The organism is Bradyrhizobium lablabi, assembly GCF_900141755.1.
GTDB lineage: Bacteria > Pseudomonadota > Alphaproteobacteria > Rhizobiales > Xanthobacteraceae > Bradyrhizobium > Bradyrhizobium lablabi_A.
In genome coordinates this window covers 687,379-705,224 of record NZ_LT670844.1, presented here as the reverse complement: position 1 = coordinate 705,224, position 17,846 = coordinate 687,379, and the positions used below count along the sequence as shown (strand labels likewise).

Sequence of the window (17,846 nt, the reverse complement as noted above, 5' to 3'; positions counted from 1 at the left end):
GTTTTGATCACGCTTGCATATTTTTTATCCCCACGCCCATAAATTCCGCAGCCGTTGCCCAAATCCTGGGGGCGGCTGATCCAACTTTTTGTGCGCCCCGGGACAAGCGGCGCACGGGGACGTGACCGTAGGCTCCTGCTTCGAACTTGGAACATGGCTTCGCCATGGCAACGTCGAAGGAGCAAACCGATGCATAAGCGTTTTTCCTTAAAAGCCCACATGCGGCGGCCATCCGCCGGGAGTGCCGGATTTCGAACGGCTGCGCTGGCTGCTTTTCTGCTGGCCGGCATTTGCGCCCCGATGTCAGCCAATGCCGCAGCACCAGCCGGCTGCGCCGCGTTGCAGGCCAAATATCCGAGCCTCAAAGGCAAGCAGCTCGTCAACGCGATCAACCCGCACACCCCGGGCTATGAAGCGATCGATCCGAAAGACCCCAATAAATATGTCGGCTTCGATATCGATCTCGGCGAGCAGATCGGCGAGTGCCTCGGCTTCACGCTGACCTACAAGCCCGTGACCTTCGCAGCCCTACTCACGACATTGGCGAGCGGGCAGGCCGATATCGTCATCTCCGACATCTATGCGACCGAAGAACGCGCCAAGGCGGCCGATTTTATCACCTATTCGAAAGTGTTTGATGGTGTTCTGGTCGCCAAGGGCAATCCAAAGAAGATCACCGGCATCAACATTTCGATGTGCGGCTCGGCCGCGGCGGAAAATACCGGCTTCGTCGAAGTCCCACTGGTCCAGGCGCTGATCCCGGAATGCAAGACCGCCGGCAAGCCGGAGCCGACGCTGCAGCTTTACGACAACAACGCCAACTGCATTCAGGCGATCCTCGCCGGCCGCGCCGACACCTATGTCAATGACGTCAACACCGTCGATCAGGCGGTGAAGGCCAACCCCGACAAACTGGAAAAGGCGATCGCGGTCACCATTCCTTATTCGGTCGGTATCGCCGTTCCCAAGAACAAGCCTGAATTTCGCGACGCCGTGCTCGCCGCGCTGATCGAAGTCCAAAAAGCCGGAATTCACATGGCGCTGCTCAAGAAGTGGGAGCTCGACGTCAATAACTTCAAGGAGCCTGACATCCTCTCGGTCAAGTGATGTCGCTTTTCGTCCACTATCTCAGCCTGCCGTACCTGATCCAGGGCATCTGGTTCACCGTCATGGTGACCGCGCTCGGGTTAGGCGGCGGGCTGATCCTCGGCCTCGTTCTGGCGTGGATGCAGCTCAGCCGGTTTTCCGTGCTGGCTGCCTTCGCCCGCGGCTACACCGTGATCTTCCGCGGCACGCCACTGATCCTGCAGATGGTTTTTGCCTATGACGCGTTGCCGCAGATCGGTCTCAAGCTCAGCGCGGTCGGCGCGGCGGGTTTGGCGCTTGCCGCCAACGAAGCGCCCTTCATCGCCGAGATGCTTCGCGCCGGCGTGCTCGGCGTCGACCGCGGACAGGTGCTGGCCGGCCAGGCGCTCGGGATGACGCCGGCGCTGTTGATGCGGCGGATCATCGCGCCGCAGGCGATCCGGACCATGATTCCGGCCTTCGGCAATGAAACCGTCAGCGCGCTGAAAAATTCCTCGCTCGCAAGTGTGATCTCGGTGGAAGAGCTGACGCTGCGGAGCACGCAGCTCGCGTCGTCTACCTTCGATTTCTTCTCGATCTTCTTTGCCTCCGGCCTGATCTATCTGGCGCTCACCACCGCGGTCAGCGTGATCCAGCTCTTCGTCGAGCGCGCACTCGACCTCGACCGGCCCACGGCGCAGGGGCGGCTTGCGATCTTCCTGCCCTGGCGCCGCGCCGATCTGGCGGGCGGGCTGACGCTGGCCGAACAAACCTCGGTGCCCGCGATCGCCCCCCAAAATCCGCCGCCGGACGAGTTGCCGCCACCTTCGCGCCGCGCGACCTCGCGGCTGGATCGCGCAAAACACGCCGCCATGGTCGAGCGCAACAATGTGGCCGTCGAAGTGAGCGATCTGCGCAAGAATTACGGTGGCCAGACCGTCCTCAACGGGCTCGATCTGACGGTGCGGGTCGGCGAGGTGGTGGCGCTGCTTGGGCCGAGCGGCTCGGGCAAAAGCACGCTCCTGCGCTGCATCAACCATCTGGAGGACTGGGATTCCGGCATGGTCCGCGTCGGCGGCCGCCGTCTCGGCCATCGCGACGACGGCAAGCCATTATCGCCGCGCGCCATCGCCCATGAACGGGCGAGCGTCGGCGTCGGTATGGTGTTCCAGCAGTTCAACCTGTTCTCTCACTTGAGCGCAAAAGAGAACGTCGCGGGGCCGCTGCGCTGGGTCCACGGCATGACCCGTGTCGATGCCGACCGGCGCGCCCGCGAATTGCTCGAGCGCGTCGGTCTCAGCCATCGCGCGGATGCCTTGCCGCGGCATCTCTCCGGCGGCCAGCAGCAGCGCGTCGCCATTGCGCGTGCGCTGGCGCCCAATCCCAGCGTGCTGTTGCTGGATGAGCCAACGTCAGCGCTCGACCCCGAACTCGTGGGCGAGGTGCTGGAAGTCATCCGGCGGCTCGCCGTCGATGACGGGCTGACCATGATCATCGCCACCCATCAAATTCGTTTCGCCGACGAAGTCGCCGATCGCGTCGCATTCCTGTCCGGCGGCTCGATCCTCGAAGAGGGGCCGGCCCACGAAATCCTCACCAATCCGAGCCACCCCGTGACCCAGCGCTTCCTGAGCGTGATGGAGGGCGACGACGCGCCGGAGAGCGCGGCATGACCGCGCTTGTAGGAGAATACCGACCTCATCCTGAGGAGCTTGCCAACGGGTCGCGCGAATGCGCGCCCGATGACAGGCTCCGCAAGCGTCTCGAAGGATGGCGGCAACGCACGGACTCGCGGCCATCCTTCGAGACGCGCGCAAGGGCGCGCTCCTCAGGATGAGGTCGGAGATATTTTCACCGGCACGACGGCGGGGCGGCGTCGGTCGCCCGATCCACCACCGATCGCTTTTTGAAGAGGCACTCGCATGAAGCACCATCTGCTGCCGGTATCTCCGGCGACCGTCCACTGGGGATACTTCTCAAAGAAGGTCGCGCCCGCGCTGACGCTGCGCTCGGGAGACCGCGCCACCATCGAGACGTTGACGCATCACGCCAATGACGATTACGAGCGCATGATCGCGGGCGATCCCGGCGCGGAAAGCGTGTTCCACTGGACCCGCGAGCATAAGGCGATGGCGCGCCGCGGCGCCGGCCCGACGCAGGGGCCGTTCATCCGCGGGTCGGGCGAGGGCGTCGGCGTGCACCTCCTGACGGGGCCGGTCGCGGTGGAGAACGCGGAGCCCGGCGACGTGCTGGAAGTCCGCATCATCGACATCAAGCCGCGCCCGAGTTGCAGCGCCTGCCACGCCGGCCGGTGCTTCGGCTCCAACGCCGCGGCGAATTGGGGCTTTCATTATCACGACCTGATCGAGGAGCCGAAGCCGCGCGAAGTCATCACAATCTTCGAACTGGACACGTCAGGCGAGCCGTTTGCAAAAGCCGTCTATAATTATGTCTGGACCCCGCAGACCGATCCCGACGGCATTGTGCATGCCACCATCGACTATCCCGGCGTGCGGGTCGATCACGCGACCATCCGCAAGCGCGAGAACATTCTCGCGAATGTAAAAGTGCCGGCGCGGCTTCATTTCGGCACCATGGGCCTTGCGCCCTCGGAGGCGGATTTTGTCTCTTCGATCCCGCCGAGCTATACCGGCGGCAACATCGATGACTGGCGGATCGGCAAGGGCGCGCGGATGTATTATCCGGTCGCCGTTCCCGGCGCCTTCTTCTCGGTCGGGGATCCGCATGCGGCCCAGGGCGACAGCGAGCTCGGCGGCACCGCCATCGAGACCTCGCTGACCGGCGATTTCGAGTTCATCCTGCACAAGAACCGCGATCTCGGCGGCACGGCGCTGGAGGGACTATCCCATCCGATGCTGGAGACCGACCACGCCTGGTCGGTCTACGGCTTTACCTATCCGAACTATCTCGCCGAGCTCGGCGCCAATGCGCAATTAGAGATTGCCAACCATTCGAGCCTCGACCGCGCCATGCGGGACGCGTTCCGAAAATTGCGCCGGTTCCTGATGACGGTGCATGGCCTAAGCGAAGACGAGGCCATCTCGCTGATGTCGGTGGGCGCCGATTTCGGCGTGACCCAGGTGGTCGACGCTAATTGGGGCGTCCACGGCACCATCCGGAAAAACGTCTTCCGGTGCGACTGAGGTCCGGGAGCGATTTTCCAGTTCGGTGGCTTCATCCTTCGAGACGCCGCGCAAGGGCGCGGCTCCTCAGGATGAGGTCCAAGACCCTCATGGTGAGGAGCGCGGCAAGGCCGCGCGTCTCGAACCACGAGGCCATGCAGTGGGCTCCAGAGCGTGGAACCCAGCGGGATGTCGGGGGAGAATCCCCTTGAGGATATCCGGAAGCGGTATCTGGTCGCCCGCGGGGCGGCTGGGGCCGCGCCTTTGGCACGGAGGTTGCTTCGATTCGCGTGTTTGGGGTCGATGTATGAGCTTCCGCCCATTCACGAGCGAATCTTATTGCGAAAGCGACCGGCAGGAGGCGTGGCAGGACGTCTTGAGCGCTGTCGGCCTCAAGCCATCGGCGGCATCCAGCGTGCACGCTGGGCATGCCACCGCATCACGGCGCCATGCCGAAGGCGTCGTATTGGCAAAGCTGGCCGCGGGATCGCAGGCTGTATCGCCGTTGCCACACCCGGCCGACGACGTGCCGATCGTATTGTTGCCGGCCGAGGACGGGGTCACGTTGCGGACTGGCGCCGGTCATCAGATCATCTCAGTCGGGCAGCTACTTCTATTGCCGCGAAAGGGCGACTGGAGCGTCGCGTTCCAGCGCGATTTGCGCGCCGTGGTCCTGTCGGTGACCTCGGAAGCCTTTCATGGCCGCAAAGTGAGCAACCCGGTATTCGACGAAGTCCGGGTGCTGCCGCCGGGCGGTTTTACCGAGGTGTTTTCCCGCACCTTGGAGACATCAGCGCGAAACCTCGAGACATTGTCCGATCCCGAATGGGCTGCGGTCGCCCAAAGCCTCGCCGATCTCTTGCCGACCTTCGTTCGGCAATTGGTGCCGCCGACAGCGGATGCGGGCGGCACCGTGACGCAGGCGGCGATCCTGCACCGTCTCTGCCAGACCATCGAGCGCAGGCTTGACGATCCCGAGCTGACGCCGGCGCGGGTGGCCGAGCTAGAGGGGATTTCCGAGCGATATTTGCAAAAGCTGTTCGAAGGCTCCGGCAGCAGCTTTACGCATTATTTGCGCGAGCGCCGGCTGCAGCGGACATCGACGGAGCTTTCAAGTCCAGCGGAAGCCCATCACTCGATCTCGGAAATCGCCTTTCGCAACGGATTTAATGATTCCGCGCATTTCAGCCGGGCGTTCCGCCACCGCTTCGGACTGTCGCCGCGCGAATTCCGCCAGCAGGAGCTCGAGCGCGCCGCGGCGTCCGCGGCTGCGACCGGCCAGCGCGGCTGGCCGCAGCAGGCGCTGGCGCAGCTGCGCAGCCATCATCCCTCCGCGGTAGCACGAAACAGCGCAGCGCCGGTGCCAGCCGAAGCCAGCCCGGGCGCCGAAGGCGAGCGTCGTCACCATCATTTGGCGGTGGAGGCCGCGCGGGTGCATTGGGGATATTTTTCCAGATCGCTACAGCCGCAAATCGAAATCAATTCCGGCGATACGATCACCATCGAGACCCTGACCCAGCATGCCTCCGACGATCCGGAGCGCATGATCACGGGCGATGCGGGGGCCGAAAGCGTGTTTCACTGGACTCGTGAGGCAAAAAATGTCGATCGGCGCGGCGCCGGCCCGATGGACGCGTCGGTCTACGGCCGCGGCGCTGGCGAGGGGTTTGGCGTGCACATTTGCACGGGGCCGGTGGCGGTTAAGGACGCGCAGCCCGGCGATGTGCTCGAGGTCCGCATCCTCGACATCGTGCCGCGCCCGAGCAAAAACCCGGATTTCGACGGCCAGGTCTTCGGCTCCAGCGTCGCGGCGTGGTGGGGATATCACTACAACGAGCTGCTCGCCGAACCAAAACCGCGCGAGGCGGTGACGATCTTTGAGATTTTCGAAGACAACGAGGCGCCCTATGCGCGGGCGTTGTACTCCTATCGCTGGGAACCGCAGGTCGATCCGTTCGGCGTGGTTCACGTGACCTACGATTACCCCGGCGTGCCGGTGATAGCAGGCTCGGTCAAGCGCAGGCATAACGTGCTCGACGGCATTCGCATTCCCTTGCGGCCGCATTTCGGGGTGATCGCGGTGGCGCCGCGCGAGGTCGATTTTGTCGACTCGATTCCGCCGTCCTATTTCGGCGGCAATCTCGACAATTGGCGGCTCGGCAAGGGATCGACGGTCTATCTGCCGGTCTCGGTGCCGGGCGCCCTGTTTTCGGTCGGCGATCCACATGCCTCGCAGGGTGACGGTGAGTTGGGTGGCACCGCCATCGAATGTTCGATGACCGGAACGTTCCAGCTCATCCTGCACAAGAAAGCTGATCTGGCGGGCTGCATCTTCGCCGACCTGACCTATCCCTTGATCGAAACCGCGACCGACTGGGTCTTGACCGGGTTCAGCCATCCGAACTATCTCGCCGAATTCGGCGCCGAGGGGCAGAGCGAGGTTTATGCGACTTCGTCGCTGGATCTTGCGATGAAGGACGCCTTCCGCAAAATGCGCCGCTTCCTGATGAGCGTCAAAGGGTTGAGCGAAGACGAGGCGATCGCGTTGATGTCGGCCGCGGTCGACTTCGGCGTGACGCAAGTGGTGGATGGCAATTGGGGCGTCCATGCCATCCTGAGCAAGCGCTTGTTCGAAAACGTCCCGCGATCCTGACAACCGCATGATCCGGAAGAGCATGCCCTCGGGCTTGACCCGAGGGTGGGAACCGGTTTTCCTCGGGACAAACGCGAAGCGTTTGCCCGGAGATCATGCTCGAATAAAAATAGAGGCTGCTTCAATTGAAATTCCACATGATCGCCGGCGGCCCGAAACCGGTAGCGCCGTTCAGCCACGCCGTCGAAACCGACGGTTTTGTCTTTGTCACCGGACAGATGCCGGATACGCCCGATGCACCCGGCCAATTGCCCGACGGCATCGAGGCGCAGACCCGCGCGGTGATGGAAAATCTGCGGCTGGTACTGGCCGGGCTCGATCTTGGTTTTGAAAATGTCGTGATGGCGCGGATATATTTGACGCGTTTCAAGCAGGACTACGCGGCGATGAACGCGACCTATCGGAGTTATTTCGCGGAGGGCCGCCTGCCGGCCCGCACCTGTGTCGGCGTGACCGGGCTTGCGTATGATGCCCTGATCGAGATTGATCTGGTGTGCCGGCGGCCGGCGCGTCATTAACGCGGCTGTCGAGACGCGCCGCCGTTTCATTGATCTCTCAATCCGGCGGCTGGCTGGGGTTCCTGGATACGTTTAGAACTCTATGCTCGGCTCCGACTGCCGAAATTATTGCGTTATTTGAACAGCTTAAGCTTAATTCTTGAAAGAAATTTGAGAGTACAATGGCATGGTCGAGAGCATTTCGAACGGGTCAGGCTTGATAGCACGACGCATGGCGAGACTTTGTTGTTTCTGCGGAAAGTCCTTTACGGGTCAGAAGAGGAATCGCGAGCACATCATCTCGGATTGGCTCCTCCGCGAGGCCGACCTCAAAAAAAGAACCATGTCGGTTCGCGTTGGCCGTTTCCGTTGCGACGAGGATCGTCGGACTCTGCGAACATCCGTTGGTCGCTCCCGCCATGTCGCCGGTTCAAGAAGTCCTCGCGCAAAGAAGGATCATACCTCACGTTTGAGACATGCCGGGGTGGCCTGATGATGTCCGTTAATAAGAGAAGACCGGAAGTGACCGGCGCGGGGCCAAAGGCGACGCGATTGACCCAATGGCGACGTTTTAGAAGCTAGTAGCCTGGCACCAATCAACTTATGTACCCTCAGCAGAACATTTTAGTAAGTGACCTTGTCAGTTGAATGTGAACCAGAACAACAAATACTGACACATATTTCAGGATACCAAGGTTCGCTCAAGGAGATTGCATGAGCCCCACGGATTGGAGATTCTGGAGCGCGCTTTTTGCCGCTACGATATTCTTGAGTTATTCAGCCGCCGCTGACTGTGATACTCCGCAAGACCCCGAAGCTGCGATCATTGACTGTACACGGAGCATCAATTCGGGGAAATGGAAAGGACGCTATCTGGCGGCTTTCTACACCAATCGAGCTGCCGCTTACCACGAAAAGGGCGACAACGACCGCGCCATCGCCGACTTAAATGAGGCGATCCGGCTTGATCCCAAATTGGCCATGGCCTTCAACAATCGAGGTGCCGCTTATAACGAACAGGGCGACAACGACCGCGCCATCGCCGACTACAATGAGGCGATCCGCATCGATCCAAAATTCGCCATGGCCTTCAGCAATCGAGGTAACGCCTACAGCGACAAGGGCGACAACGACCGCGCCATCGCCGACTTCAATGAGACGATCCGGATCGATCCCAAATTCGCCATGGCCTTCCAAAATCGAGGTAGCGCCTACCACGACAAGGGCGACAACGACCGCGCCATCGCCGACTACAATGAGGCGATCCGGCTCGATCCCAAACACGCCAAGGCCTTCCTCGGTCGAGGTATCGCCTTCAGCGACAAGGGCGACAACGACCGCGCCATCGCCGACTTCAATGAGGCGATCCGGCTCGATCCCAAAGACGCCATGGCCTTCGACAATCGAGGTAGCGCCTACCACGACAAGGGCGACAACGACCGCGCCATCGCCGACTACAATGAGGCGATCCGGCTCGATCCCAAACGCGCCAAGACCTTCCACAATCGAGGTTACGCCTACAGCGACAAGGGCGACAACGACCGCGCCATCGCCGACTACAATGAGGCGATCCGGCTCAATCCCGAATTCGCCACGGCCTTCCACAATCGAGGTGTCGCTTATCACGACAAGGGCGACAACGACCGTGCCATCGCCGACTACAATGAGGCGATCCGGCTCGATCCCAAACGCGCCAAGGCTTTCAACAATCGAGGTTACGCGTACAGCGACAAGGGCGACAACGAGCGCGCCATGGCTGACTACAGTGAGGCGATCCGGCTCGATCCCAAAGACGCCGCGGCCTTCAATAATCGAGCTATCGCTTATCTCGAAAAGGGCGACAACGACCGCGCCATCGCCGACTACAGTGAGGCGATCCGGATCGATCCCGAAGATGCCAGCGCCTTCAACGGTCGAGGTGTCGCTTATCGCGCCAAGGGCGACCTCGACCGCGCAAGTGCCGACTACAATGAGGCAATCCGGCTTGATCCAAAATCCGGCAAGGCCTTCGTCGGTCGAGGTGACGTCTTCAGCTCCAAGGGTGACTTCGAGCGCGCCATCGCCGACTACAATGAGGCGATCCGGCTCAATCCGAAATCCCCCGTGCCCTACTTTGCTCGCGGGCGTTCATATCTCTTTGCCGGCTCAGTCGAAAAGGCGCTGGCCGATTTTAACCAAGCAAGTGCGCAGGCACCGGAAAATGCCTATCTGGCGCTGTGGGCCGATATCGTCGGTCAGCGGAACAATCTCCCGAGCCGTCTGGCGCAAACCAGTTCCCAGATCGACATGACCGTCTGGCCGGCGCCTGTCATCAGATTGTTCATGGACCAGATGACGCCTGCTGCTGTACTTGCTGCCTCAGACGATCCGGACGCCACCAAGAAGAAGGGCCAGGTCTGCGAGACGAATTTTTACAGCGGGGAGCTTTCGCTGACGAAGGGGTTGAAAGATGAAGCAACTCGCCTTTTCCGTCTGGTAGCAAGCGATTGCCCGCACAGTTCCCCCGAGTGGGATGCCGCCAATGCCGAACTGAAGGCGCTTGGCGTAGTCCCATGAGCACTCGGCCTCCAGATTACAAACTCAAAGCCCCGGCAACGTCCAGTTTTTTTTGTTCGTCACGGATAACTCTCGACGTCTGACTTCCGAAAATGGCACTTTTCGGACATGACGCGATGTCCGACTTGAGTCCGTTACGCGCACCAAAGCGGACTCCGCCGACTACTACAGATTTATGGGTTCACGCCCTAGCTAGGGAGCGTACTCATAAATTTCGGTCACGTCCGCTTTGCTCCTGAAGCGACGTGGTTGCTGCAGGTAGCGAAGTGACGCGAAGGGCCAAATGCAGAAGTTGAGGCGTATCCTAATCGGGCGCCATCATTGACCGTGCTGCATGCGCGCGCCAAGCACGCGCCTTGGCAGTGGTCTCCTCGACGAAGATATGTTTGCCGGTTCGATAAGCCTCTATGTCGTCTACCGACGAGGCGGCGAGGGCCCGCTTAATGTTAGCGTAAGCTTGGGCTGCCTCGGAATGTGCGCGGAGATAATCGCGGAATACCAGCAATGCCTCCCACCGAGGATAAGACGGCTCCATCAAATGCACATGATGGGTCCACGGGCCCGGAGGCCCCTTTCGGAAGAACAACTCGCCAGGGAGCCACGACACGTACTCCGGCACGTAATTGTAGCCAAGCGACCTGATCGGCTCGATCCATCGTTCTTTTGCCTCCTCTAGGCTAGGTACGCCAACTAGCAGGTCGATGATGGGCTTCGATGGCAGGCCTGGAACCGCCGTGCTACCCATGTGCTCGATGGCCAAAGCGAACGAGCCGAGAGCTTTCTTGATCCTCGTGCTTTCTTGCTCGAACAAGATCGGCCAGTTGGGATCATAGTCGGAGACAACAATCGACCCGGCTCCGTATTTCTCCATGCTCACGCCCCTGATTGCGTTTCACGGAAACGTATCACGCAGGTGGCGGCCGAAGCATCACTCCTTGGTTATCGTCCCGCTTTAGTAAGCCCGCTCAGAATCATTTTCGACCGAGTCTGCGGGCGTTACCTAACATTTGATGTCCGCTTTGCGCCAACTGGTTGCCGGGCCGAGGCAGGAGCATTGTGTTTGGCCGGGCGTCTGTGATTCAAATTCCCAAACTGGGGGCTTCACGCCATCCTGAGCAAGCGCTTGTTTGAAAACGTTCCGCGATCCTAAACAACCGAGGCTGCTTCATTGAAATTCCACGAGGCTGCTTCATTGAAATTCCACATGATCGCCGGCGGCCCGAAACCGGTAGCGCCGCTCAGCCACGCCGTCGAAACCGACGGTTTTGTCTTTGTCACCGGACAAATGCCCGATACGCCGGCCGCGCCGGGCCAACTGCCCGACGGCATCGAGGCGCAGACCCGCGCGGTGATGGAAAATCTGCGGCTGGTGCTGGCCGGGCTCGAGCTCGGTCTTGAAGATGTCGTGATGGCGCGGATCTACCTCACGCGCGTCAAGCAAGACTACGCCGCTGTCAACGCGACTTATCGTAGTTATTTTGCCGAAGGCCGCCTGCCGGCGCGAACCTGTGTGGGGGTGACGGGGCTCGCGTACGATGCGCTGATCGAGATCGACCTAGTTTGCCGGCGGCCCTGCACGAAGGTTTTGACAGATAGCTGACGGGCTGCTCTGGCCTTCTTGCCGGTCTCGAACATGATGAACCGGATGGCTTCGCACGTCCGGCCGAATGACCGAGCCCGAGTTCAGACGCTGCTCGACCCCTTCATGGCACTGTCGCCAAGCGCTTGGCCAGTTCGGCGACGTTGACGATGATCACGCCGTGCGTTTCCGACAACCAGGTGTGATGATTGGGATGAAGGATCGACCTATCGCCTAGGTCGCCACCCCTGTCGTCCGTGCAAAACAGGTCGTTGCCGTAGCCGGCATGAGCTGCCAGAGCTTCGCCATCCGCCCATTCATTGACAGCAAGGCGCACTTTCTTCCTTTCAGCGGCGCTCCGAGTCCGCTCCAGCCCTTGAGGCCACCATTCGCCGTCGGCGCCATCGCGTTCGCTGAAGAATTTGGCGAGTTTGATCACCTGCGCCCGGCCGAGACCCCGCGCCACGATCGCCGCGTCAAGGCCGTTGGCGGTGTCTGTCGCGGCCACGAAAGCTGCCCCGGACGGATAGGGTTCATAAAAATCCTCGCCAAACCCGCGCACCACCAGGCTGTCGCCGAAGCGCCGGGGTCCAATCAACCCGCGCATCCCAATCGCGCGCGCAGTTTCAATGCGTGTCAGAATCCGATGGTCAATATCGACACGTTTCCAGCGAGGACCCAGGGTAATCGTGATCTGGTTCGGCCCGGTCGAGGCGGTCTCAGACACGAAGCGGGCGGCGCCCAAGACCTCGGCCTTGGCTTTGCGGCCGATCGCATCCAAGGTGACGAGCGCTTCGCTGAAAAAGCCGCGGATTTGTCCCGTCTTCACCGCGGCGTGGACCGCCTGATAGGCCGTATGGTCGGCCTCGCCAAGCTGTCGATCCGGGTCGATGATGCCGGACAGTGTGTTGGTGTCGAAGGTCACCTTTACGGGCGGCTGGCGGGGCATCTTGCTGCCTTCAGGAAAATGCCGCAAAGTCCCTAACGGGAGCTGGTATATGCGGACAACTACGACGATTGGGCGAGACGTATTCGGGGCGTTTTTCATCCTCGCATTAGCGTCGCAAACACCCTTGTGCGCAGCAGAGCTATTTGAAGGAATTTGGGCCAAAACCCAAGCAGAATGTCTCGACGAAGAAGATCCGAATAGCAGGACGCTAATCGACCTAGGCAATGTTATCGATGGCAAACCCGCTCCGATCTTCGACCAATACGAAAATCACTGTCGGATAGAGCGGAAATCTGTTGTCGGAGACGGAACGAATTTATCTGTAACGTGCTTTGAGTTTTGGGAATACTTCACAAAGGGAATCGAAGGGCAAAAGGCGACCATTAGGCTTTCGCCAGGTCAAAAGAGCGCACTCAAAATCGACGGCACGCCATACCAGCGTTGCGCTGTAAAAGACGCGCAGTAACCCGTAGGATGGGTTGAGCGCAGTGATACCCATCACGTCGTCCCGTCATCGTGCTAACATCAATGTCACGCGGCAAGGTGATGGGTTTCGCGAGTGCTCAACCCATCCTACGGGCTCTGCTCGCCAGTTCGTCTATGCTCCCTCAAGATCAGTAATGAGGAAACGGTTGCTAGGAGAGGGATGCCAGTCGTCCTTCAATTTTATTCCGGACAGCCTCACCCGAACGCTTAACATTCCCACCTCATAAATTCGGCAAAGGTAATCGTGCTTCGCCCGGCCATTAAAAGATGCGGCGTCGACGACAGAAGCTCCGACCCAATCCGCATCGCGTTGCGCGACGCCGAATGCCAGCCAGATATTCGGGTGCGGCTTTCCGTCCATGATTGCCTCCGAAAGCGTTTCGATTGGAGGTTGAATCGGAATGCAGCTTTCGACAATTTCGCATCCAAGCCACTTAACAAAGAAAAGATGTACGTTCCGCATCTCGGCAGATGTCATGTAGGGAAAAATTCTGTTCGCCCGAATGACATCGCCTGTTTTAAGTGGGGACTTTCTCCTCCGGAGAACCGCCGATAATTGTTGCCAAGCAAGATCATGCGGTTGGGTTCTTGCGCTGTTGCAGCTATTGCATATTGAGGGCTCGAATTTAAGCCGCTTCGCATTTGAACTCTGTAGCTTGAGATTCCGGCGCGCGTCAGTATGAAAATGCAACGACACGTTGTCGTCAAGCTGCTCCTTTATATCGGATCGCTTCAAGCGATGCTCGCCGGTCGTTCCTGGCTCTTTATTGCAAATCCAGCACAATGGCACGTCAAAGCCCTTTCGAATGAATCGTCGGCATGATGGTAGGAGAATTACGGTGCCAGCGCACTTAATTCACGTTTCAAATTCGACCATAGCACGCGTCAACGGCTTTCCGGTTCGAGCGGCTTCAACCCGCGCTTGCGCAGCTTGCGATATGGTGCCGCGAAAGCGCGGCTGGTCGTGCCGTCACCGCAATTCAGTATTTCGAGGCAAAACTGTTCGACGTCCCGGTTGATCGCGGCCACTAAAGAATAGCGTCGATCCCCTTTCGCTTGATCACGTTGAGCAAGGCCAGTGCCGCGCCGGTCGGCTGTTTCGCGCCGCGCTCCAACTGCGAGACGTAACCCACGGTCAGATTGAGATAGCGGGCGAACACCGCCTGGCTCAATTGAGCCCGTTCGCGCATGGCCCGGATTTGCGGCCCTGTAATCGGAAGGGCCTTGGGCGCGCCTGTCGCTCCCAAATGCCGCAGGGTGATCTTCTCGTGGGTGGCCTTGTCCATGAGCCCGGCCTTCCGCATGTCGCCCGCCGTTTCCAGCAGGGCCTTCGCCAGCGGGCTAACTTTTTTCTTCTTTGCCATGGTCTACCTCCTCAATAATGCCTTCCGAAAGCGCCTTCGCCAAAGCCTTCCCGTCCGCTTCGAGCCAGAGCCGCGCGATCTCCCGCGCGGTCGCGAGTTCGTCATCTTCGACATTCCCGCGCGCGCTTTTGGCAAAGCCAAACAGAAACACCGAGCGGGTCTTCGCGCGGTAAGCGATCAGAACGCGAAAGCCGCCCGAGCGTCCCTGTCCGGGCCGCGCGACACGTTGCTTGATGACACCGCCTCCCAAATCCGCGTCCATCAGGCCGCGCTCGGCGCGATCGACAGCTTCACGGAGCGCGGCATCCGAAATCCGTTCGCGTCGGGCAAAGCGGGAAAAAGGCTTGGTCTTGAATATTCTCAACGCTGACCTGTCGTTCTCTATACTATAATACTATGAACTATAGTTTGCAAGGGATCAAAACGTCGCCGACGCGGAAACCGCGAGCATCGGCAAGAACAGCGCGGCCCGAGCGCGCGAAGATCGTTGCCACACGCGGTGCCCGTCGCCTTGCGGCAGATTGGCACGACGGGCAAAATTCCGCTTCACGGAGACCCCAAATCAGTAGTTTAACTCCGGCCGTCCCGTTCCGAGAAGAGGGGCGGTCGCGCGTCGTCACGAACGCGGGACGGGATGTGGTGGACGCGAGAGCGTCGGCGCGCAATGGCGGTCGCAGGGCGGGTTGAACCTCGTGAGCGATTTGCAGGCGCGCAAGACGAACGACGTTTTAGCGTACGGCAAAACCGTGTGGTCCTGACACCCGTTGCTGGTGCCAAGTCGGCGGTGGCTAACTCAAACCCGACCGGGGTTGAGGAGCCGCTCAAATCCGTCGACGACGGTGACAAGACGAATTCGTCGCCGGGGAGAGCACGGCATAAGCCGTAAAGCCATCACGCAGGGGATGCCGGATGCCTCCGCTGAACCTGTATGCTCGTGTGCGCATTTCCTTGTGCATCTTGCACACGAGACCGCGGGTGCAGCGCGCACCCGGCATTCCCTGCGCCCTCTTATTTTCGAGGGTGAACCCTATCAAGACTCGGGCGCATCGCGCCGCGAGACCGCGAAGTCATGGCCTGTGTGAAGCCTAAATGCGTGGGTCGGGAACGGACAGGCGGTGGCGGGCGATCTCTTTCGCAGCATTGGGGGCGCCGCAAGCGGGCGCGCGACCGATGACAGGCCCCAGGCCCTACAGAGGGTTTTCAGGAGGAAGCCGCTGCGCTGCTGTCCGCAGCGCGCCGGATCTATCATCTTGGAAGATCGCGGGTTACCGGTGCCGCAAAAACCAACGAAAAATCGTGCGGTCTCGCCCCAATGAAATCAAGATTTCTCCTAATTCGTGCCGGCGATTCTTGCTCTTTTTTAGGCCTCGATAGCAGGGTGCCGGTCAACAAGAACAATAAGAACCTGATGCCAGGATGGCCCGATTTTGCGTTTAGCGTGGAGGCATCACCCATGGCGACGAACCATCTTATTCCTCTCTTTCTCTCCGATCATACCGAAGAATCCGAGCAGCCGGGTATCGGAAAGGCTTGGGACAGAGCGGCTATTTCGTCGCGAATCCTCAAGACGAGTATTTTGGTTGTAACGGCGGCAGCGATCGTGTTCGCGATTCTATTCGTGGGAAATCCACTCGTGCACTTTGCGAGCGCGACGGCTTCCCTGGTCGCCACATCGGCGCCTCAAGATGGCACCGGTCAGTCGATGCCAATAATTCAATCGACCGCCGGCGCTCAGGCTTTGCTGCCGACTGCAAGGGAGGCGCCGACGGGCGACGAAATTGCCGCCGCTTTCAAAACTGCCTATCAGAGTCAGACCGAAATCCGTCAGCCATCACCGGAAGCCTTGTTCAAGCAATTCCAGGCTTGGGCGGCCGAGGAAGATGCACGGGCACAGATCCGGCCCGTACAGCCCGTACAAGATGCCCGGGCACAGGTCGTGCAAAATGCCCGAGCACAGGTCCGGCCCGCGCAAAAGCACCGACAGGTCCGACCCAAGCAAAATGCCCGAGCACAGGTCCGGCCCGAGCAAAATGCCCGAGCACAGGTCCGGCCCGAGCAAAATGCCCAGGCGCCGTGGCCCGTGCAAAGCACCGGTTGGCTCGATTAGACCTAGCAGGAAATGACGCTGTACCTTGCCAAGCCCAGCGGCATCGGCGCACAGCCCCCTTTAAAGCAAACCGGTCTCCGCATGATCCTTGAATAACGCTGCATCGCGAAAATAGCCCCGCAAGGTATCCACCGACTTGTGACGGGATACGTCCATCATCTTGAAAATGGATGCTCCCTTGCTCGCCGCGGAGGTCAGGAAGCCGCCCAGAGCGAGTGTCCGGAAAACGTGCTGGCGTCAAACCCCGCGCGCTCGGTTCCCGCGATTTCCCGCAGATCCCCCTATTTTACGGGCGATGGACTGCCCGTTGGTGGCCGAACTGTGGGCTGGCAAGTTATTCAACATTATTTCTCCTCTAGGCGATCTAGGCGAACGCCGACAAACAGGTTCCCCGCCTGTGTGCAGAGTGCATGCGGGCGGGTTTTTGCCACGAATCGTCCTTACGTTCGATTTCGACCATGCCTCGCGGGCCAAAGGGGGATGGTCAGACCCGGCGCGTGTCGTCCACCACTCACCGCGCGCCGGGCCGCTTCATTGCTGGGTAGCGCCTCCTTGGCGGTAAGCGTGTATTAGAGGCTCGTGGATTCGTTTTTCGCGGAAATGGGCCAAAACGCACCAGCGGCCATTTCTGAGTCACCGAGGGGCGCCCGGGGTTTTTGCCGACGGGTGGCGAACTAAGCACGGAAACTCCGTACGACATTGATGCGACAAGGAGGCGGTCTAAGTGTCCTCTAGCGAGCAACTGTCCGAGCAAGAACGGACTGAGTTACTGGCGCGCGCAAGAGACGCGTGGGAGCGCGCGCCGCAGAACACAATGAAAGCGGTTTTCGAGTGGCGTGGAAAAAACTACGTCGTCTCGCACTCGTCGGCTCAGCTGCGCATTCACACCGAAGACGGCATCAAGGTCTGCTGAACGGCATGAGCACCGGTCTTGAAATCCCCATTCGTCCGTATGGCCTGGTCCATTTTTGAGACCCCTGTGCGGCTTCTTTTCCAGTCTGGTATGGGCCTATACTCACCCGTCCGGTGACAAGTGCGGTGACAGTCCGTCGCTCCGCCCCGAACAACCAAGAGAGGCGAAAATGGTGCAGATAGACTTCGATCACGATCTCGAAGAAATTGTGAAGATGGATGGCGTCGGGCTTGTTTCGCTGAAGTCGGCACTAAAGCGAATGCCGGACCGCATCGGTGCCTTATCCATGCTCCACCGAGATGTCGGCAAAACCCCATCCTTTTTCAACGCTGCCCAAATTGAAGCGCTGGTGGCTGAGTACTGTTCCGATTTCAGAAAGGGCAACCCGCCGGGTCACCGCGAAGCCGACGAGGATGATTTTTAGAGAGCTTTTGGCGATCCAAATTATTTTGAAAACCAGAAGAGATGGCCATTCTCAACCAAACTCACCGCCGGCGTTCACCGCTTTTTCTATCTCGATTTGAAACCGGACGT

The 17,846-nt window shown here is 60.0% G+C and carries 15 protein-coding genes; 10 read left to right on the top strand and 5 right to left on the bottom strand.

The window, feature by feature from the left end; translation table 11 throughout:
• Positions 1-189: 189 nt before the first annotated feature.
• The 6 genes from B5526_RS03355 to B5526_RS03330 all read left to right on the top strand — a co-directional run bounded on the left by B5526_RS03355 (position 190) and on the right by B5526_RS03330 (position 9,914).
• Positions 190-1,107, top strand: coding sequence for an ABC transporter substrate-binding protein (locus B5526_RS03355; RefSeq protein WP_154071109.1), 918 nt, complete (start codon positions 190-192; stop codon positions 1,105-1,107).
• Complete coding sequence (locus B5526_RS03350) at positions 1,107-2,738, top strand: amino acid ABC transporter permease/ATP-binding protein (protein WP_079536855.1); 1,632 nt, start codon at positions 1,107-1,109, stop codon at positions 2,736-2,738. The genes B5526_RS03355 and B5526_RS03350 overlap by 1 nt, the downstream gene beginning before the upstream one ends.
• A 249-nt stretch (positions 2,739-2,987) precedes the next feature.
• Positions 2,988-4,229 (top strand): acetamidase/formamidase family protein, encoded by a 1,242-nt coding sequence (locus B5526_RS03345; protein WP_079536853.1) that lies wholly within the window; start codon positions 2,988-2,990, stop codon positions 4,227-4,229.
• A gap of 286 nt (positions 4,230-4,515) precedes the next feature.
• Positions 4,516-6,861, top strand: a complete 2,346-nt coding sequence (locus tag B5526_RS03340) for an acetamidase/formamidase family protein (RefSeq protein ID WP_079536851.1) — start codon at positions 4,516-4,518, stop codon at positions 6,859-6,861.
• Positions 6,862-6,986: 125 nt separating this feature from the next.
• The gene (locus B5526_RS03335; protein ID WP_079536849.1) at positions 6,987-7,379 is read left to right on the top strand and encodes a RidA family protein; all 393 of its coding nucleotides are present in this window, start codon (positions 6,987-6,989) and stop codon (positions 7,377-7,379) included.
• Between the two features lie 693 nt (positions 7,380-8,072).
• A complete protein-coding gene (locus B5526_RS03330) occupies positions 8,073-9,914 on the top strand; it encodes a tetratricopeptide repeat protein (protein WP_079536847.1) in 1,842 nt (613 codons plus the stop codon).
• A 304-nt stretch (positions 9,915-10,218) separates the two neighbouring features.
• Here B5526_RS03330 and B5526_RS03325 read toward each other — a convergent pair whose 3' ends face one another.
• The gene (locus B5526_RS03325; protein WP_079536845.1) at positions 10,219-10,785 is read right to left on the bottom strand and encodes a GrpB family protein; all 567 of its coding nucleotides are present in this window, start codon (positions 10,783-10,785) and stop codon (positions 10,219-10,221) included.
• Between the two features lie 321 nt (positions 10,786-11,106).
• Here B5526_RS03325 and B5526_RS03320 point away from each other — a divergent pair, with 321 nt between their 5' ends.
• Complete coding sequence (locus tag B5526_RS03320) at positions 11,107-11,514, top strand: RidA family protein (protein WP_079536843.1); 408 nt, start codon at positions 11,107-11,109, stop codon at positions 11,512-11,514.
• Positions 11,515-11,617: 103 nt separating this feature from the next.
• On the opposite strand, the gene B5526_RS03315 is transcribed toward B5526_RS03320, so the two are convergent.
• The gene (locus tag B5526_RS03315) at positions 11,618-12,442 is read right to left on the bottom strand and encodes a hypothetical protein (protein ID WP_079536841.1); all 825 of its coding nucleotides are present in this window, start codon (positions 12,440-12,442) and stop codon (positions 11,618-11,620) included.
• Positions 12,443-12,491: 49 nt separating this feature from the next.
• On the opposite strand from B5526_RS03315, the gene B5526_RS03310 reads away from it, so the two are divergent.
• Positions 12,492-12,908 (top strand): hypothetical protein, encoded by a 417-nt coding sequence (locus B5526_RS03310; RefSeq protein ID WP_079536839.1) that lies wholly within the window; start codon positions 12,492-12,494, stop codon positions 12,906-12,908.
• Between the two features lie 132 nt (positions 12,909-13,040).
• On the opposite strand, the gene B5526_RS37380 is transcribed toward B5526_RS03310, so the two are convergent.
• The 3 genes from B5526_RS37380 to B5526_RS03295 all read right to left on the bottom strand — a co-directional run bounded on the left by B5526_RS37380 (position 13,041) and on the right by B5526_RS03295 (position 14,656).
• The gene (locus B5526_RS37380) at positions 13,041-13,664 is read right to left on the bottom strand and encodes a hypothetical protein (protein WP_154071108.1); all 624 of its coding nucleotides are present in this window, start codon (positions 13,662-13,664) and stop codon (positions 13,041-13,043) included.
• Positions 13,665-13,956: 292 nt separating this feature from the next.
• Entirely contained in the window at positions 13,957-14,214 is a 258-nt protein-coding gene (locus B5526_RS03300; protein WP_244562333.1) for a helix-turn-helix domain-containing protein, read from the bottom strand.
• A gap of 55 nt (positions 14,215-14,269) precedes the next feature.
• The gene (locus tag B5526_RS03295; RefSeq protein ID WP_079536834.1) at positions 14,270-14,656 is read right to left on the bottom strand and encodes a type II toxin-antitoxin system RelE/ParE family toxin; all 387 of its coding nucleotides are present in this window, start codon (positions 14,654-14,656) and stop codon (positions 14,270-14,272) included.
• Positions 14,657-15,670: 1,014 nt separating this feature from the next.
• Here B5526_RS03295 and B5526_RS03290 point away from each other — a divergent pair.
• Entirely contained in the window at positions 15,671-16,399 is a 729-nt protein-coding gene (locus tag B5526_RS03290; RefSeq protein ID WP_154071107.1) for a hypothetical protein, read from the top strand.
• A gap of 1,082 nt (positions 16,400-17,481) precedes the next feature.
• The gene (locus B5526_RS03280; protein ID WP_079536828.1) at positions 17,482-17,736 is read left to right on the top strand and encodes a hypothetical protein; all 255 of its coding nucleotides are present in this window, start codon (positions 17,482-17,484) and stop codon (positions 17,734-17,736) included.
• The last annotated feature ends 110 nt before the right edge of the window (positions 17,737-17,846 follow it).

What these genes read in the sequence shown, in the direction of transcription:
- B5526_RS03315 (WP_079536841.1), bottom strand. Translation starts at nt 12,442, where the DNA reads ATGCCCCGCCAGCCGCCCGTAAAGGTGACCTTCGACACCAACACACTG.
- B5526_RS03355 (WP_154071109.1), top strand. Translation starts at nt 190, where the DNA reads ATGCATAAGCGTTTTTCCTTAAAAGCCCACATGCGGCGGCCATCCGCC.
- B5526_RS03300 (WP_244562333.1), bottom strand. Translation starts at nt 14,214, where the DNA reads ATGGACAAGGCCACCCACGAGAAGATCACCCTGCGGCATTTGGGAGCG.
- B5526_RS03345 (WP_079536853.1), top strand. Translation starts at nt 2,988, where the DNA reads ATGAAGCACCATCTGCTGCCGGTATCTCCGGCGACCGTCCACTGGGGA.
- B5526_RS03350 (WP_079536855.1), top strand. Translation starts at nt 1,107, where the DNA reads ATGTCGCTTTTCGTCCACTATCTCAGCCTGCCGTACCTGATCCAGGGC.
- B5526_RS03280 (WP_079536828.1), top strand. Translation starts at nt 17,482, where the DNA reads ATGGTGCAGATAGACTTCGATCACGATCTCGAAGAAATTGTGAAGATG.
- B5526_RS03330 (WP_079536847.1), top strand. Translation starts at nt 8,073, where the DNA reads ATGAGCCCCACGGATTGGAGATTCTGGAGCGCGCTTTTTGCCGCTACG.
- B5526_RS03310 (WP_079536839.1), top strand. Translation starts at nt 12,492, where the DNA reads ATGCGGACAACTACGACGATTGGGCGAGACGTATTCGGGGCGTTTTTC.
- B5526_RS03325 (WP_079536845.1), bottom strand. Translation starts at nt 10,785, where the DNA reads ATGGAGAAATACGGAGCCGGGTCGATTGTTGTCTCCGACTATGATCCC.
- B5526_RS03340 (WP_079536851.1), top strand. Translation starts at nt 4,516, where the DNA reads ATGAGCTTCCGCCCATTCACGAGCGAATCTTATTGCGAAAGCGACCGG.